19 protein-coding genes and 1 pseudogene are annotated in these 22,170 nt (G+C 60.9%); 9 read left to right on the top strand and 11 right to left on the bottom strand.

The window, feature by feature from the left end; all coding sequences use genetic code 11:
- Positions 1-30 precede the first annotated feature (30 nt).
- Together C1T17_RS06980 and C1T17_RS06975 are read right to left on the bottom strand one after the other, a co-directional pair.
- Positions 31-1,941 (bottom strand): UvrD-helicase domain-containing protein, encoded by a 1,911-nt coding sequence (locus C1T17_RS06980; protein ID WP_104952826.1) that lies wholly within the window; start codon positions 1,939-1,941, stop codon positions 31-33.
- Complete coding sequence (locus C1T17_RS06975) at positions 1,938-3,947, bottom strand: ATP-dependent nuclease (protein WP_223262912.1); 2,010 nt, start codon at positions 3,945-3,947, stop codon at positions 1,938-1,940. The genes C1T17_RS06980 and C1T17_RS06975 overlap by 4 nt, the downstream gene beginning before the upstream one ends.
- Between C1T17_RS06975 and C1T17_RS21605 the strand changes: the two genes are divergently transcribed.
- The gene (locus C1T17_RS21605) at positions 3,948-4,142 is read left to right on the top strand and encodes a hypothetical protein (protein WP_223262966.1); all 195 of its coding nucleotides are present in this window, start codon (positions 3,948-3,950) and stop codon (positions 4,140-4,142) included. It begins immediately after the preceding gene.
- Positions 4,143-4,190: 48 nt separating this feature from the next.
- On the opposite strand, the pseudogene C1T17_RS22105 reads toward C1T17_RS21605, so the two are convergent.
- The 4 genes and pseudogenes from C1T17_RS22105 to C1T17_RS06960 all read right to left on the bottom strand — a co-directional run.
- A pseudogene (locus tag C1T17_RS22105) lies at positions 4,191-4,280 on the bottom strand (hypothetical protein); the annotation flags it as partial.
- 226 nt (positions 4,281-4,506) lie between these two features.
- Positions 4,507-5,928: an exonuclease domain-containing protein gene (locus C1T17_RS06970; RefSeq protein WP_104952824.1), complete on the bottom strand. Its 1,422-nt coding sequence runs from the start codon at positions 5,926-5,928 to the stop codon at positions 4,507-4,509.
- An 11-nt stretch (positions 5,929-5,939) separates the two neighbouring features.
- Positions 5,940-6,461, bottom strand: a complete 522-nt coding sequence (locus C1T17_RS06965; protein ID WP_104952823.1) for an ImmA/IrrE family metallo-endopeptidase — start codon at positions 6,459-6,461, stop codon at positions 5,940-5,942.
- On the bottom strand, positions 6,458-6,811 hold the full coding sequence (locus C1T17_RS06960; RefSeq protein WP_104952822.1) for a helix-turn-helix domain-containing protein: 354 nt from the start codon (positions 6,809-6,811) through the stop codon (positions 6,458-6,460). Before C1T17_RS06960 ends, C1T17_RS06965 begins: the two co-directional genes overlap by 4 nt.
- A 164-nt stretch (positions 6,812-6,975) precedes the next feature.
- Here C1T17_RS06960 and C1T17_RS06955 point away from each other — a divergent pair, with 164 nt between their 5' ends.
- From C1T17_RS06955 to C1T17_RS06920, 8 genes are all read left to right on the top strand, one after another.
- Entirely contained in the window at positions 6,976-7,197 is a 222-nt protein-coding gene (locus tag C1T17_RS06955) for a DUF2188 domain-containing protein (protein WP_104952821.1), read from the top strand.
- A 100-nt stretch (positions 7,198-7,297) separates the two neighbouring features.
- A complete protein-coding gene (locus C1T17_RS06950) occupies positions 7,298-8,203 on the top strand; it encodes an AAA family ATPase (RefSeq protein ID WP_223262911.1) in 906 nt (301 codons plus the stop codon).
- Positions 8,200-8,676, top strand: coding sequence for a hypothetical protein (locus C1T17_RS06945; RefSeq protein ID WP_104952819.1), 477 nt, complete (start codon positions 8,200-8,202; stop codon positions 8,674-8,676). The genes C1T17_RS06950 and C1T17_RS06945 overlap by 4 nt, the downstream gene beginning before the upstream one ends.
- A complete protein-coding gene (locus tag C1T17_RS06940) occupies positions 8,673-9,173 on the top strand; it encodes an HORMA domain containing protein (protein WP_104952818.1) in 501 nt (166 codons plus the stop codon). The genes C1T17_RS06945 and C1T17_RS06940 overlap by 4 nt, the downstream gene beginning before the upstream one ends.
- Complete coding sequence (locus tag C1T17_RS06935) at positions 9,173-10,069, top strand: CBASS oligonucleotide cyclase (RefSeq protein ID WP_104952817.1); 897 nt, start codon at positions 9,173-9,175, stop codon at positions 10,067-10,069. Before C1T17_RS06940 ends, C1T17_RS06935 begins: the two co-directional genes overlap by 1 nt.
- Positions 10,070-10,102: 33 nt before the next feature.
- A complete protein-coding gene (gene nucC, locus C1T17_RS06930; protein ID WP_104952816.1) occupies positions 10,103-10,828 on the top strand; it encodes a CBASS effector endonuclease NucC in 726 nt (241 codons plus the stop codon).
- 68 nt (positions 10,829-10,896) lie between these two features.
- Entirely contained in the window at positions 10,897-11,214 is a 318-nt protein-coding gene (locus C1T17_RS06925) for a hypothetical protein (RefSeq protein WP_104952815.1), read from the top strand.
- Between the two features lie 351 nt (positions 11,215-11,565).
- Entirely contained in the window at positions 11,566-13,005 is a 1,440-nt protein-coding gene (locus C1T17_RS06920) for a hypothetical protein (RefSeq protein ID WP_104952814.1), read from the top strand.
- A 27-nt stretch (positions 13,006-13,032) separates the two neighbouring features.
- Here C1T17_RS06920 and C1T17_RS06915 read toward each other — a convergent pair whose 3' ends face one another.
- The 5 genes from C1T17_RS06915 to C1T17_RS06895 form a co-directional block, all read right to left on the bottom strand.
- The gene (locus tag C1T17_RS06915) at positions 13,033-16,116 is read right to left on the bottom strand and encodes a C-terminal helicase domain-containing protein (protein WP_104952813.1); all 3,084 of its coding nucleotides are present in this window, start codon (positions 16,114-16,116) and stop codon (positions 13,033-13,035) included.
- On the bottom strand, positions 16,113-17,972 hold the full coding sequence (locus C1T17_RS06910; RefSeq protein WP_104952812.1) for a phospholipase D family protein: 1,860 nt from the start codon (positions 17,970-17,972) through the stop codon (positions 16,113-16,115). The genes C1T17_RS06915 and C1T17_RS06910 overlap by 4 nt, the downstream gene beginning before the upstream one ends.
- Positions 17,969-19,201 (bottom strand): DUF6361 family protein, encoded by a 1,233-nt coding sequence (locus C1T17_RS06905; RefSeq protein WP_104955056.1) that lies wholly within the window; start codon positions 19,199-19,201, stop codon positions 17,969-17,971. The genes C1T17_RS06910 and C1T17_RS06905 overlap by 4 nt, the downstream gene beginning before the upstream one ends.
- Before the next feature lies 1 nt (position 19,202).
- Positions 19,203-19,814, bottom strand: coding sequence for a hypothetical protein (locus C1T17_RS06900; RefSeq protein ID WP_104952811.1), 612 nt, complete (start codon positions 19,812-19,814; stop codon positions 19,203-19,205).
- 207 nt (positions 19,815-20,021) lie between these two features.
- Positions 20,022-21,866, bottom strand: a complete 1,845-nt coding sequence (locus C1T17_RS06895) for a putative bifunctional diguanylate cyclase/phosphodiesterase (protein ID WP_104955055.1) — start codon at positions 21,864-21,866, stop codon at positions 20,022-20,024.
- Between the last annotated feature and the right edge of the window lie 304 nt (positions 21,867-22,170).

The raw sequence follows: 22,170 nt of genomic DNA, 5'->3' as shown, positions 1-22,170 counted from the left end.
GCGCAGATCCGCTGCACCTAGCCGAACCGCTTAGGCGATTAGCTCTATCTCGCCGGGCTCAAACCACTCCTGCCGTATCATCGCGTCGCGTGCTAGCGTCGGATCCGCAGCGTAGTAAACGACGGCAAGGCTTTGCTCCGCGCGGCTGCAGGTCACATAAAACAGTCGCCGCGTCCGATCGATGGTGGTCTCCTTCCCGGCCGCCTCATTCTCAAGATCCGTCTTGCTCTTCGCCTTCGTCGCGAAAAGCTTGTCATAGGCGAACATGAAGCCACGCGCTTCCTCGTCACTGACGACGACCATGACCCGTGGGAACTCCAAGCCTTTAACGCCCTGATGGGTGTCGAACTGCGACACGCCTCGAACGTAGCGGTCATACTTCTCGATCTCGTCGAAGGGCGCCTCAAGCGCCAACCGCCAGCCGCCCAACTCGCTTTTGACGTCGACTTCGTCCCCTCCGTCGGCGGCGTCACCGACCGGAGCGTCGGCATCGCCGTCAGGCGCAACAACATCGGCGGAGCAAAATGGGACCAGGACATCAGGGATCGTAAACAGGCAGGTCTCGGCGACATAGCGAAGGATAGCGCGGGAACTAGGCTTCGCCTCGGCCGAAACGAGCGCCAATAAGCCGTCGCAGGCCGCCCTGACTTCGCCGAGGATCGCGGCCTGATTGTCTCCGGCTGCTTCAAGCGCCTTGCGTTCAAGAAGTGGCGACGTGCGGCGAACGACTGCCGCGGCGGCAAACCGATCCCCCGCGCGCAGAGCTGTGACGAGCGGCAGTATCTCGCGGGTGAACAGGCCGATGCCCGCGCCCGTCCCTTGCAAAAAACTCGTCCGGATGCGCTCAACAGCATAAAGCGCCTCGAAAAACTGCTCGAAACCAAAGCGGCGCGCAGACATCAGATGCTCCAACGCCAGCGTCTTGATAGCCGCGGTCCCGTGGGCCCAGCCCGGATCGCCTGTGATTTCAGCCATTTTTGCAGCTATCGCCTCCTCTGCCGCAGTCTTGTCGACGTTCGCCTGTGAGACGACGAACAGACGGACAGTACCCTGCGCTGCGTCGCTGCGTGGCTGCTGCTCCTCCCCGTCCTCACCACGCCGGATCTTGTTGATGAGCGTGATGACGCGCGTCGGGCAGCGATGGTTCATTCGCTTTCTCGGCTTCGCCCATACGTCCGGGATTGCCTCGGCCAGGCGATCTTTGCCGTCAGCATAGATTCGCTGCATCATGTCGCCGAAAAGCCCGAGGCAGAAGGCGTCACGGTATCCCGCCTCGACGTCGAGCAGCGCATCCATGAGCCTGCGGTTCGTATCCTGGCTTTCGTCGATCAGCAGTATCGGAAACCGCGTCACGAGAAGCCTGCGCAAGCCAGGCTTTGCCCCGAGAAAATCGGCGGTCATCGCGATGACCTCCGCATGGTTGAGGGAATCCCGCGTCCGGTTGTCGCCGGTTGGGCTGTAAACAAAGCGCGTGATCTCTGCGAGATTCGCGCGACGCCGTTGCTTGCTCTCTATCGAGCGCGCGCGATCGGATGCGGCCTTGCTGGTAGCTCGCCCCTTCGTCTGGGCCACCTCCAGCTCCGCGATGTCCTCAAGGAGCCTTGTCGATACCCACACCCGGATGTCAGCGTCGTAGCCGGCGATCAGCGACCAAGCGAACGCATGGATCGTCGATACTTCAACGCGTGGATCGAACTCAAGCCGCTGCTTGATCTCATCGCTGGCCGCGTTGGTATAGGTAATGACCCCAATTTGCTGACCAGATAGAGATAGTCGCCGGCCCTGTTCCCTGCAGACTGTACGGATGGCTTCGACTAGCGAACGCGTCTTTCCCGATCCAGCGCCAGCGTAGAGAAAGAAGCTCTTTGGCTTCTCCATGTTCAGGCATCCGAAAATAACCTCGTCAGCCTCCGCATCGAATTTATCGTCAGCCGCGCTCATGCTTCAGCCTGCTCGATTGCCGCGGCGACATCCTCTTTAACCTGAGGCAGGATCTCGACCTGTTTCTTCTTGAGCTGTGCCAGCAGCCACTCCAGCCCTTCGGCAATGTAGCGCGGGACAATAATGTCATCGAAATTCTCGACCTCCATCAGGTCGAGCGCGAATTCAGCCTTTTTGCCGTTCTTGAGGGCGAGATACATCCGCTCGCCGATCGCGGCCGCTCCGCCGCCTTCCGTGATCGCATCGCGGAACTTACGTACCAGACCCGTGCCTTCGAACTCCGAGAAAAAGCTCAGGTTCTCGAACACGAGCGCGTCCTCAAACGTGTAAGGATAAGCCACTTCCGGCCCCACGATACCCGGCGAGGTGACGCCAAGCGGGATCTGATAGGCAGCGCGCACGGCAAACAAGGGGTCACTGTCTTCGCGGCGCGTTTTGGCTCCGCAGTCGGCCCGCATCAGGTCATCCACATCGTCGAGCCGCGGCACCCAGGTCTTCAGGGTGGCATTGTTGGTCTTCTGGCCAGCACCCTTCGCAGGCTGAACAGACGCGCCGCCGGTCTCAGCCAGTGTGTCCAAGTCGGTGATGATCAGGGTCAACAGACCCAGGTGATCGATCAAGGGCTTAAGGCGGTGCGCATGGCTCCCGCCAATCTCGAGCAGCGTGATGTAGCACTGGTTGAGCTCATCGTAATGCGCGCGGATAAAGTTGGGGACGAGCATCCGTTCGGCCGGCCCTTCCACCAGTATCGCCGCGTCAGCGAAAAAAAGATCGGCGTGCTGGGCCCGGAGATAGCGGGTTACGAAGCGCTCGGTTTCGCTTCCAGGCCCGAAGACCTCCGACAGGTTGATCACCGTCGAGACAGGTACGTTTGCCGCCATGCCTGCCGGCAGCCTCCGGAAATATCGTAGGCATGAGAAGGACGTCTCGTGCGCAACATGGCTCGAATGCGTACTGACCACGAGTTGGGTGCGCAGCTTCTTGTTCTCGCCGAGATCCTCGTGGGCGCGAAGCACTGCATAGGCCTTTTTGATGAACACCTGCTGCACTTGAGCGTGAAGATGCGCCTCCGGCTCTTCGACGAGTACCAGATGGAGCGGCTCCGTCGTGGTGACTGTCGCACCGGTCGAGGCCTTCCCCACCCGCATCCAGGCGTCGCGAAAGCTCATCAACCGAAATATCATCGAGATCAGGTTTTGATAGCCGAGGCCGTTATTCGCCTCGGGCAATCGCAATACGGGTGTCATCGCGCCGTCGCCCTCGATCACGTCCACTTCGAAGCTAATCGCCGCGTTGTGGTTGAGGCCGTCTATGGCCTTCAAACGGGTGGAGACACGCGGACGCGGATCCGTCACGCCGGGGTATCCCATACCCTCGACCTCCGTGAAAGCGGCCTTGAAGCTCTCGGTCAGCCGTTTGTCGAAGGCGTCTTGCGCGGCTTCGATCGCTTGTAACGCGCCTAGGTCCTTCGGATCGGGACCCTTCGTGGGATCGAGGTGTTTGGCATAATAACTTCGGAGCTGGTCTGACAGTCGACTGCCGCTCGCCGCCGCTGGGGCGTCGTCGTCCTCGACCGTCTGCTGTTCTTCACCGAATCCTCGCTGCGCGGGGATGTCGTGGACGCGGATTAGGCCGCCCAACGGGTCGCCGTCGATCGGCCGAGAACTGCCCGATAGTGCCTGCGGCTGCGCCAGCGACTTGACGGGCGCAACGAGTTGCCCTGGATCCAGCGGATAGGCCCGTATAGTGAAGTGCATCGACAAGCGCTTGCTGAGAAAATCGACGAGATTTTCCGGCCAGATTGTCAGCTTGGGCGGTGTAGCGGGCGGATCGGCTTCGGGGTTCTCCGCGGCAGTGGCCGCGAGCGCCGCCGCTCGCATCGCCTCCGCGTCGCTCACGGCGCCCATAAACTCCTTGTACAAGAGTGCGAGGTCCTTCGGCTCGTAACGCAGCCGGACACCCAGCCTTCCACCTTCCCAGTCCAGCGTCGGGATAAGATCACGCACGTGGTGCATCTCGCCGGTCTCGACATGCAGCCAAAGGTCCAGCGACGGCAACGCGCTGGCCCATGGATCAACGACGAGATCGACGACCTCCTCGGCATTGCGGGCAGCTATCCAGCTTTCGCCGAGCTGAATAATCGTGGGCCAATGGCACAGCGTAAAATCGTGCATTTCGAATGGGCAGCGGCGCGGCGATAGGAATCGGCGTAGCGCAAGCATGGCCGACGTCTTACCACTGTTGTTCGCACCGACGAACAGCGTAGTTGCGGTCGAAAGATCGACCCGCGTCGACAACAGCTTCCTGAAGTTGGAAATCTCCAAAAAATCGATGTGCACTTTGCCTCTCCCCACCTCAATCTGAGGCAATATTGAACTGAGCCGACCGCCTCCTCTGGACGTTATACTTTTGTTTCATCAATCTCGGCGGTTGCTGATGCGAATACTTTTACTAGCTAGAATCTAACACTTTCCATGAAACCAATGATCCACTTATTTAAACAGGCATTTTACGCGGCATTTCTCAACAGACGCTAGAGCCGTGATCGACGCCCGTTTGCGTGTGTTAAGTGGGCTCTGCTGCAAACTGCCTAGCGCGGAATTGCGTCACCCGTTCGATTCGACTGATCAGGTAACTTCGATACTTCACCAAAATCCCATCGACATCAGAACCGTGTTCATCCAGGAGTCGCTGCGTCTCCTGAAGCGCTTGGCGTAGCGTGAAGCCACCGGCGGCCTCATCCATCAACCGGTCGGTCAAGTCCCGCTCCACAACAAGCCTTAGGTCATCCGACAGGGCGGGCCGGCCGCCGAAATAGATCAATCGCCGGCCAAAAATCCGGAGCCGCTCATCATCAAATTCTCGAACGATGGCTGCGGCATCCCCCCAACCCACGTTATGGAAGTTCGCCATGCGGATCTCGTCATCCGGGCCGGGAAAGCCCTCGTAGATCTGGCCCTCCACATGGGTGGATGGTGAACGAGGCGCGCGCGTTGCGACTAAGGTTTCAATGATCCGGGAGCGCAGCGCTGTATTTTCCTTGATGCTTCGCGCACGATCTTCCAGGTCATCGATGTCGGCCCCGTCGAGCATCGTTTCGGTCGCATCATAAAAAGCTGTCAGCGTGGGTGCGGCATTGATTCTAAGCCTGCGGACAGGACCTAGTTTTGCTGACAAATAGCTCCGCAATGCCTCATCCGGCATCGCGGCAAGCTCTTCGGGGGACGCGTCCAAACGCAGACAGAACCGGCCGTTGGGCTGATCCGGATCGGGGCCGAGGCAGACGACCGGCGTGTGATTGGCCTCGTTGCCAAAGAACTCCGTGAGGAAAAACCCGTCCTCGGAGTCGACGAAATCGCCGACCGTCGCCTTCTTCGAAAAGCGCACGAAGCGGTGCCAGAGTTCGGACGAGCGTTCATGGACGCACCGGCAAAGACCGAGCGTTGCAATTACATCAGCCATCGCGTCATGGGCCTGGGTGTGAGCCACGCCGTTTGCCGAAGCAAGCTGTTCCAGACGGAAAACCGGGCGCCCTTCGGGGCCATAGGGAACAGACAGGCAGGCTGGCGAGACCGCCGCGGCCGCCATGACGAGGCCCAGAACATCCGCGCGGCAGTTGCCGTGGTTGCTCGTTAGATATGCTGGCTGAAGCGTTTGGAAAAGCGCGTGCCTGAGCATCTCCTCATCGAACCGGATGGAGTTATAGCCGACGAAAATCGAGGGAGACCAGGATAGGAGTTTATGTCGGATAAGGAGAACCATCTGATAGTGGGACGGCAAGCCCCCATCGGTAAGCCGTTCAATCGGTAGCCCGTTTGTTAGAAGCGCGCTCGGGTGGGGAACGACATGTGGCAAAAGACGCGAGCGCGCCTCGAACCGATCGACCTCGTTGAGATCGTTGTCAGTCCGAATTGCCGCGAAATGCACGATCTGATCGAAGCCGTGCCTGAGCCCCGTTGTCTCCGTGTCGAAGAATACGAAGCCCATTCATCCCCTCCCTAGTAATGACCCGCCAGACGGAACCGCATGGCGGATGCACTGACCCGGAATTTTTTCGCAAGCGCTTCGATCCCGGCGTCGTCCTCCATGTCCAAGCCACTGGCGTCGAGCGCACTTGCAAGCAGTTCTCGCGGCATGAGAAGTTCAGAGGCAAAGGCATTGGCCTCGACCTCAAGCGGGTCAACGCCCTGCGACGAGACATCGTCGCGCATAAGGACCCGAAACCCCTTGTCCACATGCACGGCCTTCTGGATATCGGGAGCATGCAACACATGGTGTCCAAGCTCATGCGCGGCCGTGAACCGTTGCCGGTTCGGGTGATGCAAGGCGTTCACGCCGATGATACCGACACCGTCCTTTATGAAGGCCATGCCGGAGAGATCATCCTCCAGTGGAGCGTATTGGAGCATGACGTTCCTGGCCTTGATAATGCGCTCAATGGGAACCGGCGCTGCCTTTACTCCGAACTCGCGCAAAATCGTGCGCGCGGCCTCCCGCGCCATTTCGGGGTTCGCGGTCACGACCCGGCCCTTCCAGAACCATGGCGGGCGAGCGCATCCGCAATCAGATCATTGATTTGAGCCTTGCCGCGCGCGGTCACGGTTTCGTCTGACAAGATCATCTGCAAGTCCTCCCGGGGCTGTGGTTTCGGCGCGGCGGGCAGCAAATCGGCGGGCTTCGAAAATTCCAGCGCCGCCGCGAGACTGTAAACATGATGCAGCAACACGTTCTGCCGGCCGCTCTCAATGTTTGCCACTGACGCACGCGACATGCTCACCCTTGCCGCCAGCTCGGCCTGGGTGAGTTCAAGTGTCTTTCGTCTCGCGGCGACAAGCCGCCCGAACGCTACATAGATCGACTCGTCTGACATGACTGATGTTTGCCCTCCACACTGCGTGATGTCAACGTCGCAAACATATTGTGCTTAATGATATCATTTGTATTGTGCTTATTGACAACACTCCGGCGCCGTGAAATTAGTTAACCGTCGGTGAATGTCGAATTCGGCCGGCGGCTAATAGGAAGGAATTCGGAATGTCAAGACGCATCCATGTCGTTCCCCACGATTCCGGTTGGGCGACGCGCCGTGAAGGAGCTTCCCGCGTAGGATCGACCCACGGCACCCAGGCGCAGGCTACCGAAGCGGCGCGCAACACAGCGATCCGCGAGCGTGGCGAGGTGGTGATTCACCGTCCCGATGGCCGCATCCGGGACGCCGCTTCCTACGGCAACGATCCCTTCCCTCCGAAGGGGTGAGCCCAGCGGCCGCGCCGCCCGGGCGCGGCTCTTCCCATTTTCTCATTCAACCCGCCAGGCAGGCGACGCAAGGACGATCAAGATGCAGAAGTTGACGGCGGTGCAGAACGAGGACTTCAACCAGCCCAAGGGCATCCAGCGCGCCCGCCGGCTTCCCGATCCTGCACTCGGAGCGCTCTGGAATTCGATTATCCTCGACGAGCGCCTGAAGGCCCAGCTCCTCTCGCAGGCGATGCTGAACTTCACGATGCGCGGGAAGGTCGATCGTGGTGTCATTCCGCTCCACGGCGTCATTCTGCTTGTCGGACCCCCCGGGACCGGCAAGACCTCTCTTGCTCGCGGATTGGCGCATCGTACCGCCGAGACCTTTCCGGGTGGCGGGTTCCGCCTGCTCGAAGTCGAGCCGCATGCGCTTACCAGTTCGGCGATGGGCAAGACCCAGCGTGCGGTATCGGAGCTGTTCTCACAGTCGATCGCCGAAGCCGCCGCCGCGGGACCGACAATTGTGCTCCTCGATGAAGTCGAGACGCTTGCCGCCGACCGGTCGAAAATGAGCCTGGAGGCCAATCCGATCGACATCCACCGCGCAACCGATGCCGTGCTCGTTCAGCTCGATGCGCTGGCCGAGCGGCATCCGAACCTGTTGTTCCTTGCCACCAGCAACTTTCCCCAGGCGGTCGATGCGGCCTTCACCTCGCGCTGTGACCTGGTCGTCCATGTGCCGCTGCCCGATCGGGAAGCGTGCGGGCTTATCCTGAAGGATTGCCTGACCGGCCTCGGCAAGACCTACCCGGCCATCGCGAAACTGCCCGCCTCTCAGGGTTTCGACCGCTGCGCGGCCGAATGCGTCGGGCTCGACGGACGCGCCATCCGCAAGATGGTGGCCAACGCCTTGGCCAGCAGCCCGCAAACGGCCATGAACCCCGAACGCCTGACGATCGAGGATCTTTTCGGCGCGGCGCGCGCCGCCAAGGCGGGCCGCATGTCGGGAGCCAAGACGTCATGAGCACCGTCGCCAGCCGCACCTTCAAAAGCACGCCGGAGCGTGACGCCTCACTGACTTGGACGGCGATCGTCGATCTTTTGACCCAGGGAAAGACCGGTGATGCACGGACAGAGCTTCTTGCCGTCACCGGTGTCGCCGCCAGTGTGATCGCGGATCAGGCGACGAAGGATGCCGCCATCACAGTGACCTGCGATGGTCCGCGCACGCGGATCTATTGCCTCTATGACGATGACGCCATCGAGGGCTCCGACGCCAACGAAGACGCGCTTGGCTTTGACCCGCTGAAAGGGGACTGGCGGGTTTCGCTGCCTTGCCTGGCGGACGATCTCGCCTGGGTTCAGGGTGCGCTCAAGAAACACAGCACCCGCATCACGGCGCGCGATCTCGATGCGGCTGTCTCGAGCGCCGACGAGGCGGCGACCACGAATTCACAGACCCTTGTGTTCGATCCGAAAGGGTTTCTGGGCTCATGACCAACGTCGCTGTCAACACCTATACTCACTCTGTCACCTATGTGGCGGACAACATCCTCAAAAGCTTAAAGGATATCATCCGCCTTGTGGGCCTTGACCCGTCCGAGTTCGTCGGCGACTGGGCGTTGCACATGCGTGGCGTCCAGACCTGGTTGAACACGGGCGACCTCGAAACGGTAAAGCTGGAGATCTACAATCCGAAGACCGACGCGCTGATTTTCCGGTGGGACATCGACATCGCCTATGGCTGGTCCGGCGGCGACGGCAGCTTCTGGACGGATACCGAACAGCTCAAATACGCGATCAGAAAGGCGGGGCTGGTTCCGAGCGAAGCGCGGTATCGACTGCTTCTGCAAAACAAGCCCGGCCGTCCCGACGTGGTCGGCTGGGGCAAGGCGAGCGGACGTTCGGCGGAGGGCATGGTTCGCCAAAGCCTCGGGACGACCGTCGAGCACAGCGGCCTCGGCGCCAGCACGTCTTATCTGAGGAGAGCCTGATGCTCACGATCGACGAAGCGTTTCGCAAATTCAAGAGCCGGCTCGAGCTGAATGATCGGGAGCAGGCAAACGCCTCGGCGCGCCAAAAAGAGGTCCGGGATTATCTGGACACCAAGTTCAAGATCGACCGGAGCTTCCTCACCGGATCCTACGCGCGTTGGACCAAGACCAAGCCGTTGAAGGACGTCGACATCTTTTTCGTCCTGAAATCGTCGGAAGACCACTATCGCTCCAAAGCGCCCTCGGTGGTGCTGACCGATTTCCACAATGCCCTGGTCGAGAAGTACGGCGACAAGGTCAAGAAGCAGAACCGCTCGATCAACGTCGATTTTGGCGTGAAGGCCGATACCGAGGACAACACCGATTACCGCGTCATTAGCGTTGATGTGGTCCCGGCTTTCGACAAGGCTGAGGATTTCGAGATACCCGACAACGAACTCGGCAAGTGGATCGGGACCAACCCTCAAACCCATGCCGCGGAGGCCACTGCCGCGCATCAGGCCTATTCCAGCGAATGGAAGGGTCTCGTGCGGATGTTGAAATATTGGAACAACAACCCCAAGCACGGCGAGAAGCCGGTGAAGCCCTCGTTCCTTATCGAAGTCATGGCGATGCAATGCCTTTATGGCGGCTGGGGTGGCAGCTTTGACCGAGAGATTCAGGGATTCTTTGCGACGCTCGCGGCGCGGATTTTCGATGAGTGGCCCGACCCAGCCGGCCTCGGCCCGCCCATCAGCAACGGCATGGACACCGCGCGCAAGACGCGGGCGCGCGATCTTCTGCTCGCGGCGGAGCGCGAAGCGACTCTTGCAATCGACCATGTCCGCCGCGGCCGGAACGGCGAGGCGTTGCGCGCCTGGCGTGAATTGTTTGGCCCGAAATTTCCGCTGTCGTAACGGAAGCCACCAGAAACACAGTGAGTTTTGCCGATGTCGGATTGGTCCTTGTCACAGCTTCTCTCCTCGTTGCATGAAGATATTCAGCAGCGTCTTGCAACCGTTCGGAAATCGTTCAACCATCCGGGGACGAAGGGCGATGCCAGCGAGAATGTCTGGATCAGCATGTTGGAGACGTATTTGCCGAAGCGCTATCAGGCAGCCAAGGCGCATGTGGTCGATAGCTTGGGCAACTTCAGCCAACAGATCGATGTCGTGATCTTCGATCGCCAGTATTCGCCGTTCATCTTCACCTATGAGAACGAGACGATCATCCCGGCCGAAAGCGTCTACGCCGTTTTCGAGGCGAAGCAGACGGCAGACGCCAGCCTGGTCGCCTACGCGCAGGAAAAGGTTGCAAGCGTCAGACGCCTCCACCGCACGAGCCTTCCGATTCCATACGCCCACGGCGTCTATCCGGCGAAACCCTTGATCCCGATCCTGGGCGGCCTCCTGACCTTTGAAAGCGAATGGAGCCCCGCGCTCGGGGTCTCATTTGAGAAAGCCCTAGCAGCCAATATCGGCGACGGGCGGCTCGATATCGGCTGCGTCGCCTCACATGGCCACTTCTCTTTCGATCAAACGGCCGCGAGCTACAGCTTCGTTAACGAAAATAAACCGGCGACGGCATTCCTGTTCAAGCTGATATCCCAACTGCAGTTCAGCGGAACCGTGCCGATGATCGACGTGGAAGCCTATGGCCAATGGCTGACCAAATAGAAGGCCGGTAGCGCGGCCATCCCTCCACGAACGCAAAACTTGTATTCATTCAATGAAACGGAAAAAGAATGCGGATTACGGCTCTTACTTTTTTGGCCTTCTACTTCAACGCAGCAATGGACAGCGGACGATACGACGACCTCGCGATTTCCGAGGTAAGATCGAAAATCGAAAATGGAACGATATTCGACTTTCTTCGACAGCGTCTGGGGAACGACATCGACCTGAGCGTCCTGACGAAGGAAGACGAAGGGGAGCTTCTCGCGGAATGGCGGGATTTGCTGGCGGCCGTAAATGCGCGTCGAAAGATGGGCGTTGAAGTGCGCGGCTTGCCCCTCCTTATCGCCTATCTTCTGGAGGGCATCCAGCGCCGCCTTCCTCGCTAGGGTCGATACAATACGCTAGGCGGAGACCAGACGCGCACCGGACCCCAGGCACGCTGCATTGTCCATCACCCATGATCACGCCCGCCGGCCTTGCCGCCCATCACAATCTGGATGGCGCAAACCCGTGATCGTCACCATTGCCGAACAAACGCTCCGCCTCGAACAGGTCCTCGATCGCCCCGGCCGACAGTCTGACCACACGTTTTGCCAAATGTTCGCTCGCCCACCAGGAAGGTCGTCAACCGTGGCGTCGGTTCAGCCGACACTCATGAAAACGAGACGACGAAGCCGATCCAGCTCCTCAAGTTCGGAGAGAATCGCGCCTAGTCCAGCAGTAAGGCGATCCTAAATATGCTTGCGGCGCGCAGCCAGGTCGCGGCGGCGACGGTCCTCTGCGATCTTCCGCTGTTCTGCTTCACGCCTCAGCCGCTCCCCGGTCTTCGCCGCGGCGAGCACGGCGAGGCACAAGCGCCGCATATCCGGGTGCAATATCGAGCAGGACTATTCATGGCGGACGACGATAACCCACCCGAGATTCACTGGCCCGACGAGATCAACGGAGAGAAGCGTGCCGAACTGCGGGACGCTCTTGTCGCCTACGACCAGGCGCTGACGGATCTGGAGGCCGATGCAGCAGCGGTCTTTTCGTCGGATGGCGAACGAAATGGCGTGTTTCATTCCTTTCTGAAGCGCTGGGACAGGGCATGGTCGAAGCCCGGCTCGTGTATGCACGACGGATGTTCTAACCTCAGTATCCCTCGGTCGCACACCATCTCGCTCGGAGCGTCCATTCGCCTTATCGCGGATAATGGGCATGTGCAGACGCCGCGTTACGGCGCGGCTGGCCTAGACTTGGTCAGTGTCGGCGTCAGGGATGCCTCCACTTTCCCCGGATTCTGCACCGAGCACGAGAATCTGTTTTCGGCCTTCGAGACCCAGAAGACCATGACCGAAGAACAGCACTTTCGCTTGCAGGCATTCCGCACGATCTGCCGCGAGATCTATTCGAAGAGGCACCAGAAGCAAAAGGCGGATGCCATGCTGGCGGAGCATCGGCTACGCCGAAACGAATTCGTCATCGCCCGAATGCAATCCGCCCGAGCTGCCCCTCCCTTGGAGGTATCGGGCCTCGCCTTCGAAAACGATGAGATCGAGAACAGACTTGTACGCCACCTAGCCGATATCCAGTCCGATCTGCCGGAGTTGGAGGCCCTGTACGAAGGCATCCTCCCCGAGATCCGCCATGGTAGCGACCACCTCGCCATGCTGGTCGCCAACTTCGGCATTCAGCTCTCCGTCTGCCTCTCCGGCTTCGGCGTTCTGAACTACGAACGCGACGGCGAAGCGAAGCGCGGTCTTTGCTTCCTGGCCATCATACCCGAATCTGGAAACACGAAGATCATGATCGGCGCCGCATCGGAACATTCGGACGCCATTGACCTTCACGCACAGGATCAAAGCTCATTCTCGGTTCTAGAAATGCTGGAAAGCTGGATGATCCACGGCACGGACCACTGGTTCATCGCCCCATCGGCATGGTCTGCCATACCTGCTGCCCGGCAGCGTGCGATTTGCGAGCGCATCATGGAGCCGCTTTCGCTTGCCGATCGTTCGCCATTTTCCATTCTTGATGACGCGCGCCGGCAAATCATTGCGCTGGCGGAAGCGCAGCTTGCAGCGGGAGCGATCGACGCAACGGACCGCCCAGCCGTTGAGCGAACTCTACAGGAGCAGCGGGCAAAGCTCGACTGGATGCCCAAACGGTCAGAACCCACCACGCCTGCGACCTGAGCCACAAAAGATCAGCCGCCAGTCCCGTTAGCCGACGGCTTTGACAGCAGGAAGATTGCTATCCAGTTCTTCCAGCGTGGGTGGTATCTTCGACCGAATCCCCATGGCGGAGAGGTCTAGAACGAGGGGCTGCAGGAGCGCGCGAGTCGCCTCACCCCCGCGTGACAGCACATCGATAAAATCCTCCTGGTTGGGCTGACCAAGCGCCAGCCGATAGATCATGCGCTGTTCGCGAAGTTGAGCAAAGCGCGCCACATCCCGGCCGAAAGGTCGCTCGAAAACGTGCCGGGTGATTTCCGCCTTTTCGAGCACCCACCAAGGACGGAGGCCGCTGGTATCGCCGAAGCGCTCCGCATGGCGCTGCAAGCATAGCCACGGCGAGCCCTCTGAGACGGCGACGTCTCTCAGCACTTCGTCGCGCAACATCGCTGAGAGCCGGCGCCTGACAGCGAGTCCAGCATAGCGCTGGATGCGACCCTCGCGCTGTTCAAGATCCAGGGGGTTCGACGAGAGATCCCAATGGACCACATGCGAACACCAAGGGTGGAAATCCAACCCTTCTTGGCCGACAGATGTCGTGGCCAGCACATGCGGCCAAAAGGGCGTGTTGAAGCTTCGGCGAATTTCATCGGGTCGAGCTGGAGCAGTCTCCACCACGCCGCCTTCCATTTTGACGGCAGGCTCGGCCTCGGCATCCCCGAACGGTACGGCGACGTGACAGCGCACTGGTATCTTGTGCAACTGACCGCCAATTCCGTGAAAGCTGAAGCTACCAGCGCGCAGTCCGAGCGATGACGCCAAATCTTTGGCCAGACCCGCGACGCCTTCAGGCAGGTTCTCCGCGCGCAGCCAGAAATGCTCGTCGAGGACGCTTTCAAAACCGCCATCCACGACCGCGCTCATGACCTGCTCGACCGCAGTCTTGCCCGGCAACGAGGACAGGATCACAGGGTTGTCGAGATAGGCACGCAGCCCCTGCCAACTGAGCTGGACCAGGCTGGGATATCGGGCCGAATCCAGGATCGTCGGATCATGCCTGAGCAATGCCCGGCCGAGCGCCACGCCCGGCGCTCCGATCGCATACTCGACGAGATCCTCAAGTTCGGACGGGGAAAGCCGCTCGATCGGCTGCACCTGCCGCCACTTCTGGACGGCAGACCTAGCGGCGCGATCATCTCCAATTGCGCCGTTCCAACCTGCGGCGGCCTGTTCCCCCATGCCGGCCTTACGTTCGATTGCGGCTATGATCTGTCCGATGGATCGATGCCGCCGCCGGGCCTTCACAGTGTCTCGTTCGACAATCCCTTTGGGCAGGGCCGCGAGGATCTGTCGCCGCACCAGCTTACGAATGACACTGAGCGGCTCACCCGCTTTCACAAGCGGGTTGGTGTGACGGATCAACCATGGTGAAGGATGGAACGCGGCCATGACCGGACCCGGAATCGCCGCTAATTTGAAGCGCCGTCGCCTATAAGCCTTCTCATAACCGCCTTTGTTCTTAGGAAGACAATGCGCTTCGACGCCAAAGCTTAGAAGCGCGGCAACGCTTGGCGGCGTTGCGCGAAAGCGGCTGAACATCAAAAGTTTGGGGTCGGCCGCTTCGCTTTTCCAGCTACCCCCCAGCGGCCACCACGGCAAGGACGGCGCGACCCACGGCAGCGACAGGAGCTTGGGCGGAGCAACGTCGCTGAGTGCCCGAAGCTTCGCATCCGGCCAGGCCGCCGGCGCGCTGAGCTTGTTCCGGCGCTCGCGCGTCATCCGTGTGAGTTTGGGCGCTGCCTTTATCTTTGCGCGCTTCCAAGCCGCATAGCGTGGGCCCAGTGATTGGGCCGGCAAAGGAACCGACGACCAATAAGGAAGGGCCTCATAGCGCACATCTTCCGAGAAGCTGTCGACCAGATGCCGATAGATCTGAAAATCCTCGGGCTCAGGATCGGCGTTGAGGAATTGTGTTCCGGCCAGCGGATCGGTCGACCCCACGCTGTCCCGCTCTGTTCGCGACATCACAGGGGTCAGCAGGCTACGGAGCTCGTCTCTGAGCTTGGCGGCCTCGGCCACCTCGTGCGCTAGGTCGGGGCGGCTAGCATCGGCATTTGCCGCGATGTCACGCAACTTGTCGCCGAAACCGGAAAAGAGCGTCTTTGCGCGTTCACGAACCCCCCGACCCGCAAGGAATTCGATCAGTTCGAGGAGCTCGGCGTGAGCGAGCGCACCCTTGGTCTCCTCCCACCGAGTGCTCAGAAGCCGGTAAGGTGTGGCGCTAAGCAACAAAATCGCAGGCGGAACGGTCGAGCCTGCTGGCTCGAGAAGCGCCTGCAGAAGCGGATCGGCATCTTTCTCTTCCAGAATCTGGCGGTAGCGCTGGAACTCGTCGAGAATAACCAGATCGGGCGGCTGATGGCGCAGTGTTGCCAGCGCTAGCGCGCGACGGAGATGGCCAACGAAGGTGGTCGGCTTCAGCGGCTTGATCTTCTTCTCGGCGTCACCCAGCACCGCTAGCTCCAGTTTCGCGCGCACCGGCTCGCCGAACTCCGCCGCAAGGGCTTCGCGAAACCGTTGCGTGAGGTGGGCGGGCGAAGTCGCGAATTTCGTCTCCGCGTCCTTGACGGCCCAGTCCCAGGACCCCTGCGCACTCAGCCGCAGGATGTCCGGATCAAGATCCCGTGCGAATGCCGGATAGGCACGCTCGATCAGTACTTTCAGGAATGCGCGCTCTTCCTTGCGTCCGCCGGTTAGGCGCGCGCGCGCGCCGGGGAAAGATGTCGCGGGAGTCAGCGCGTAGATCAGAACAGGGCTGTCTGGCCGCTTCGCGACCGCGATCAACGAAAGCCGATCCGGCGTTTTGGTTGCCTTCTCCAATTGCCCATCATCAAGGAAACCGACGACACGGCCTTTGTTCTGATGGGACACCGCGTGACCGTTGGCGACGTAATAGATCACCAGGGGCCGGCGACCATCGTCAGCCATGCGGCGCGCCACCTCCTTCGCAACGACGGTCTTGCCCAGACCAACCTCATCAGCCACCAGAAAGCGCCGCCGCCCCGTCTGGTTCGCGAAAGCCAATAGCGCCGCATCGACCGCTGCTTCCTGAAACGGTTTGGGTTCGCTCACGGATGCGTGCCCCTGATGTTAGCGCCGAGACCGATCCGAAGCTTGCTCCACAGATCATTGAAGCGCCTCAGCATCGCCGCCGTCTGTGGATCTTCCTCGGCTGCCTGTTCAAGCACGGCCGGCAGGTAATCGGAGACTCTTCGCTCGATCTCTCGGAAATTGTCCCGGTCGCGCGCCCACGCCGCCAACATCTCTTCCAGCGTCGGCAGAGAGAGATCGAGCGCTGGATTTGCTCCCAGGGCTTTCCGGTTTAACTGTCTTTCGTCCGCCCAATCGCCTTCGCTGAGCCGGCCGTCATCGGCCAGCAAGCCGGCCACCCAGAGAAGGAATCCTCTGGCCCCGAGAAACCGCACGAAGGCCGCGCGGTCGCGATCCTCTCCGAACGGCGGTTCGGCCGGCGCCCGTTGCAGCCACGAGAGTCCCTTTTCACCGCGACTGACGCGCAAACGCACAAACTCACTGCGCTCAGCGGGAACCACAGTCCCCAACCTCACCTCATCTTGCTGTGCGGGCCAGATTATAAACTCGCCATGAAGCGGCCCGACTTCGAGCACGATATCGGATTCATCCGGATGCGGGCCGCCCGGATAGAGATCGGAGCGATGGGTAAGAGATGCCTCATCTCCGTCAATGCTAAGCGTCGCGGCCCAACGCGCCGCCACCTGCGCCCGTGCCCGCTCGAGCGCTTCTTCCTCCAGCATCGCCGCGTCGGGCGCATATTCTGTATCGGGCGCTTGAACGAGCCTGGCCGATCCCAAAAGGGCCTTCAGGCCTTTCTCAATCGCGTCCGTGATGAGCAGCTCGGCCGTCACCTCAGCATTGCGTCCAGTCCAGGCGCGCATGGTGGCGTTCGCGCTTCCCAACCACAGGGTTCGCTTCCGACCGGCGCGGATGAACAACAGTTTTGCGTGAAGGCCTCGGCCGATCTGTTCTTCCTCGTCACCGTCACCGTCACCGTCGGCGACGTCAGCCGAGGAAGTCGAGGAGACAGAATCAGGCTCGGGATCACCAACGGGATAATCCGGTGCGTCCAGTGCCAGCAGATCATCGAATGCCGTCAGCGACGGTCCGACCCGCTCGATCTCGCGCATCGTCGTCAACAGGACGCGCCGTGCTGGTTTCCCGCTCTTTGGCGTTTGGCGCGCCAAGAAAGTTTTGTCGATGAAGGGGCTGACGATCACGACTTCATCGGTTCCGGTCGGGGGGATCGGCGCGGTCTGCTCTCCATTGCCCGCGGACCAGCGGATTCGCTCGACGCGAACTCCCGCTGGCGCTCGCCACGCCACCTTCGCAATCGTCGTTGCAAGGGCAGCCGAGTGCACGCCCTTGAGTGCGGCCCGGTCAGCCAACGCACGCGCGAGTTCGTCTGCCCCAGGAATCGGAGAACCGCCTTTCGCCCCCGAGGTGAGCAGGAGCCCGATGTCGCGATTTACGCACTCTGTGAGATTCCGGCTCCCGATCCATAGGCGCCAGCCGATGTCGCCTTCCTCACTGCGTGTTCGGACCAATGCGGCCTTGGGATGCCAACTGTGCGTCGCTTCGTCGAAATCCACTTCGCGGACGAACTGGTCCAGCACCGCCGCAATGCGCGGTGTCCGCCGCATCTTCGCAAGACGCCCGCGCTGGATGATGATCCGCACCTTACCCCGCAACCGCTCGACCGCGTCGGCGAAGTCGGACGGGCTGCCACGACCCGCATCGCTGTCCTTACCCGCCAGGGCGAGCAAGGTCGCACCGATCGTCCCTAGATCTGCCGAGTAGGACGCGAGCAGGGCCAGCTCCACGCTTTCATCGGGACCGGGTCGCAAGCCCTCCAGGAATGAGAGGGCTGGCCAGCTCTCGACCTCGCCGCTCATGCAGCCTCCGCGAGGTCGTTGAGAAGCGTGCTGACTTGCTCCCATCTATAGTGGAGCGGGCTTGCCAAGCCATGTTCGTCGCTCGACCATTCGAGGCGCCGAGCACGTCCATTGGGCGTCGGAGCAAGCCGGGCGCGCGGCCCTTTGCGGGCTTCAGCCGCAGCATAGACATCGAATAGCGCGGCGGGATTGCCCGATCTCGAAGCAATCCAGTCTCTTGTCGCCGTTACGACAGCAAGCAATTTGGGTGGCAGAGCGCCGATGTCCGCCTCCAGCGCGCTGATATCGAGCTTGGCCGCGAGACGACCATGCGTTGTGATGATCGCCGCCAGATGATCACGGTGACGGGTCGCAATTTCCCGTTTGTCGTCGACCTCAACGACGCGCTCCAGCAAGGCGTCATAGATCGCACGACCCACGCCCGCGAGACTGGCCGCCTGCTGCGCTCGCATGAGCGGAGCCTGATCGGGTCCAGCGACGGCCTGAGTCTCGTCCGCCCACATTTCGGCGGGCGCCTCCGTCTCGGCCCTAATCAGGCGTGCGAGCAGAGACAGTTCGTTGCCGCCGTTGCGACGCAACTGAACAAGTCGCTCGCGTAGAAACTCGGCTTCCTCAGCCGTCAACCGAAGGGTGATGTCGCCGCCCTGCCAATTTTCCGGACGCCCTGGAAGCGGCACGAACGGCGGATCGAAACTGAGAAGCGGCTGACCATCGTCGTCCGTAGCCGCGCCGGCGGTCCTGAGCAGTCTGTGCGCCTGACCGCGGGAAATGGTCCGCTCATTCAATCGCGGACGCAAAATTCCCCACACCGCGAGCGCATTCCAATACACCGTTGACGGCGGCTGGCTCGACGGTTTGGGGAAGACACGTCCGCCGATGACCTGGGATTCGCCCATCTCCCTTAGCCGGCCGGCAAGTTGCCTCTCGCGTTCGCGCAGAGCCCGCTGTGCTGCCGGTCCAGTCATTCCGGCGAGATCTTCGAACAGCCAAGGCACAAAGAGGGCGTAGCGGGCGCGTGTATGCAGCACCGATGTGCCCGGAAAGAAGCGATCGGCATAGCGTTGATGGATCGTCAAGAATCCGATCTCGTCGCGTACGCCCATGGATTCCTCATCCATTTGCGCCTTGGCGCGGGCCAGCGCCTCGCGGGACAAATAGGTCCAGCCCAATGTGGGATCGATGGACAGCGCGCGTTTGCCGCGAGATGAGCGTGCGGAGTGTCTCACCATCTCAACCCCCAGCCGACCCAGGCCGCACATCCCTGACTTCGCCCCGCCTGCCCACCAGGGCAATTTCGATGCCGGCCAGGGCGCAACGCGGCGCCAGTCGTTCGGCCAGACGCAAGGTGCCCTCCGTAAAAGGGACGACGGCCACTTGCCGTCCTTGCGACGGCGTCGCCATCAACATACCGACGGTCTCGCACAAGCCCTTGTAGAGCCGGGACACCTGGCCGGAATGCCTCGTGTTGATGATCCCGCCTTTGCATTCGGCGGAGATGACGTGATTGCCGACCTCTGCGACCACATCCCCCAGCCCCGACTTTGGATTGACGGTGACCTCCTGACCCGCAGCGTTCCGATAGGTGCCGCCATAGCTGGTGGTGCCGACGCTGGAGATTTTGATGAAGTCGCGTCGAAGCAGCCAGGCCGCGAAGTCGAATTGCTTGCCGTGCTCTCCATCCGGGTGAACACGCACGTGTTGGGTATCCTGCGTCCGCAACAGGTGCATGGCATAGGCGACCATGACCGCGCCTTCGTAGAGATGGTGTTCGTGCTCGCCGTCGGATTTTCCAACCCGGTTTGGCGGCGGCGACAGCGCCGTAACCAGATCCTCAAAATCCATGACAATCCTCCCTGGCCGTTAGAGTAGCTGATGGGCCGAGAGTAATCGTCCTTCATCGCGAAATGGCTGATACTACTCCTAGCAGATTGAACCCCCGTTCGTCCGCAGACTTCTTCGTGCAGAACATCCGAAATCTTGGGATCGCCAGGAGGGATGCTGTCCCTACGGCCGGGCATAGCGTTTATACGGACCCGCCGCCCGAGGCCGTCAACCCGTGGCGGTCGACCACTTTCGACCATCGGCGCTATGGTCTTCGCGCGGCGCGTGGTGAGGATAGAGCGGCACCGCGCCGGCGCCTTGAGAATGTAGCTGTAAGAGCCGGGTCATCGCGCTGCGGCCCACGGCACGCGAAAAGCCGAACCCTTGGCCGAGCTTGCACCCCATTGCCCAGAGCTGGCTGGCCTGCACTTCGGTCTCGATTCCCTCGGCAACAACGCGAATACCGAGCTTTGTCGCGATGTCGATCACACCTTCCACGACGACCAGGCTCGCGTCGTCCGGCCATAGTCTTGCAACGAAGGACTGATCGATCTTGATGATATCGACCGGCACCGTAAGCAAGTGCGTCAGCGAGGCAAAGCCAGTGCCGAAATCGTCCAACGCCACAAGAAGGCCGCTCTCGCGCAGCGTCTTGATCTCGCGGGCCACGACCCGGTCCCGCTGTCCCACATAAACATCCTCGTTTACCTCGAGGATGAGATGGGACAGCGGTACGCCAGCCTCGACGAAACTCTCTCTCAGCTTGCTGCCCAAATTCCCGGCGTAGAAGTCCGCGGTCGAGACATTTACGCTCACGTGTCCAAACGACAGGCCCTCGTCGAGCCACCGGCGCACATCACTCGCCACGATCGACAGCATTCGGCTGGTCAGCGCCGTGGCGACATGGACATCGGAGGTCGCCGTCTGGAAATTCTTCGCCGCCACAACCTCGCCAGCCTCCGATATCATCCGGCAGAGCGCCTCGACCCCGACGATCTCTCGGCTGTCGAGGCGAACGATCGGTTGATAGTAGGCCTCGATCCGCCCGTCCCGCAGAGCGGCTGTCACATCGCGAATGGCGTCTCGGCGATGCGTGATCCGGGTGCCGATCCCGGGCCAGTAGCGGACGAAACCCCCACGACCTGTTTCCTTTGCGTGATAGAGCGCGAAATCGGCGTTCTGGCTGACAGCCATCGCGCTCGCGTCTCCGGGCGAAAGGACCGCTCCGCCAATCGTCGCCTTGGGAACAACCATATGGCCATCACAATCGGCCGGCGCTTCCAACGCATCGAAGATTCGCGCTGCAGTAGCATCGAGATCCGCCAGGCTGGCGTGGGCCTGCACGATGACCGAGAATTCGTCACCGCCGACACGGAAGGTCACATCCGGCATCATCGCCCGTGAAATCCGCTGCGCGGCGACCCGGATCAGCCCATCACCAGCCTGATGTCCGAACGTGTCATTAACGACCTTCAGGTTATCGAGGTCCACCACAAGCAACGCCCAGGACCCGACATCCTCACATGGCACGCGCGCCATCGCGGCATTGAATGCAGCCCGGTTCGGCAAGCTTGTCAGAGCATCCACGCTTGCGCGTCGTTCACGATCGACGACACGCGCATGTCTGCTGAGAGCCATCTCGCAAAGTTCGATGCTTGTGCTCATCACGGCCCGCTCTTTATCGTCCGGGCCTCTCACCTCACGGAAATAGAGCGCCACCACGCCAATGGTCGCACCGTCTTCATCCTTTACAGGTGACGACCAGCAGGCCCTCAAGCCCACCGACATTACGAGTCCGCGGTACTTGCTCCATCTGGGATCATGCTCGATATCGTCGGCTGCGATCGGGACACCCAGATACGCCGCCGTACCACACGACCCGACATCCGGTCCGATAAACACGCCTTCGAGCGAGGCACTGAACTCTTCGGGTAAGCTCGGTGCGGCAATCGGATGCAACAAGCCGGCCCGATCCACCGCGAGAACCGTGCACACGATCTCGGGGAACACCAACTCGAACTCAAGGCAAAGCTGGCGAGCGGTTGCTGAAAGAGGCTCCCCCTTTGCAATCATCCGAAGTATGTTGTTCTGTAATTGAAGCAAAGATCCCGGGCCACCTGAACAAGAGACATTTCCCTTACGACTAAAATTGTCGTTCTGGGTGAAGCGAGTGTTCGAAGTTTTGCTAAATTTGGAATTAACCTTGGATTTGTAGAGTGATGGGGAAGGCTTTCCCCTGCGGTCGAGCCGTACCGTCTCGGCCGACCCCTTCTGCGGGGAGACCCCCAGGCTGTGCGAAAACTCTGGCCGCTTAGCTCGCCGCCGAACAACAAACTCCGCTTGACCCTGTAGTAGCTACAGCCTCTATGGGGCCATC

Origin of the sequence: Sphingobium sp. SCG-1, assembly GCF_002953135.1 — a bacterium.
Classification (GTDB): domain Bacteria; phylum Pseudomonadota; class Alphaproteobacteria; order Sphingomonadales; family Sphingomonadaceae; genus Sphingobium.
Note: the sequence above shows the minus strand (reverse complement) of the source record. Positions and strands in the feature narration are given on the sequence as shown.

Bases quoted from the DNA above. Each gene is read 5' to 3' on its own strand.
- C1T17_RS06980 (WP_104952826.1), bottom strand. From the start codon at position 1,941: ATGAGCGCGGCTGACGATAAATTCGATGCGGAGGCTGACGAGGTTATT.
- C1T17_RS06970 (WP_104952824.1), bottom strand. From the start codon at position 5,928: ATGGGCTTCGTATTCTTCGACACGGAGACAACGGGGCTCAGGCACGGC.
- C1T17_RS06960 (WP_104952822.1), bottom strand. From the start codon at position 6,811: ATGTCAGACGAGTCGATCTATGTAGCGTTCGGGCGGCTTGTCGCCGCG.
- C1T17_RS06955 (WP_104952821.1), top strand. From the start codon at position 6,976: ATGTCAAGACGCATCCATGTCGTTCCCCACGATTCCGGTTGGGCGACG.
- C1T17_RS06945 (WP_104952819.1), top strand. From the start codon at position 8,200: ATGAGCACCGTCGCCAGCCGCACCTTCAAAAGCACGCCGGAGCGTGAC.
- C1T17_RS06940 (WP_104952818.1), top strand. From the start codon at position 8,673: ATGACCAACGTCGCTGTCAACACCTATACTCACTCTGTCACCTATGTG.
- C1T17_RS06935 (WP_104952817.1), top strand. From the start codon at position 9,173: ATGCTCACGATCGACGAAGCGTTTCGCAAATTCAAGAGCCGGCTCGAG.
- nucC (WP_104952816.1), top strand. From the start codon at position 10,103: ATGTCGGATTGGTCCTTGTCACAGCTTCTCTCCTCGTTGCATGAAGAT.
- C1T17_RS06925 (WP_104952815.1), top strand. From the start codon at position 10,897: ATGCGGATTACGGCTCTTACTTTTTTGGCCTTCTACTTCAACGCAGCA.
- C1T17_RS06920 (WP_104952814.1), top strand. From the start codon at position 11,566: ATGCTTGCGGCGCGCAGCCAGGTCGCGGCGGCGACGGTCCTCTGCGAT.
- C1T17_RS06910 (WP_104952812.1), bottom strand. From the start codon at position 17,972: ATGAGCGGCGAGGTCGAGAGCTGGCCAGCCCTCTCATTCCTGGAGGGC.
- C1T17_RS06905 (WP_104955056.1), bottom strand. From the start codon at position 19,201: ATGGTGAGACACTCCGCACGCTCATCTCGCGGCAAACGCGCGCTGTCC.
- C1T17_RS06900 (WP_104952811.1), bottom strand. From the start codon at position 19,814: ATGGATTTTGAGGATCTGGTTACGGCGCTGTCGCCGCCGCCAAACCGG.
- C1T17_RS06895 (WP_104955055.1), bottom strand. From the start codon at position 21,866: ATGATTGCAAAGGGGGAGCCTCTTTCAGCAACCGCTCGCCAGCTTTGC.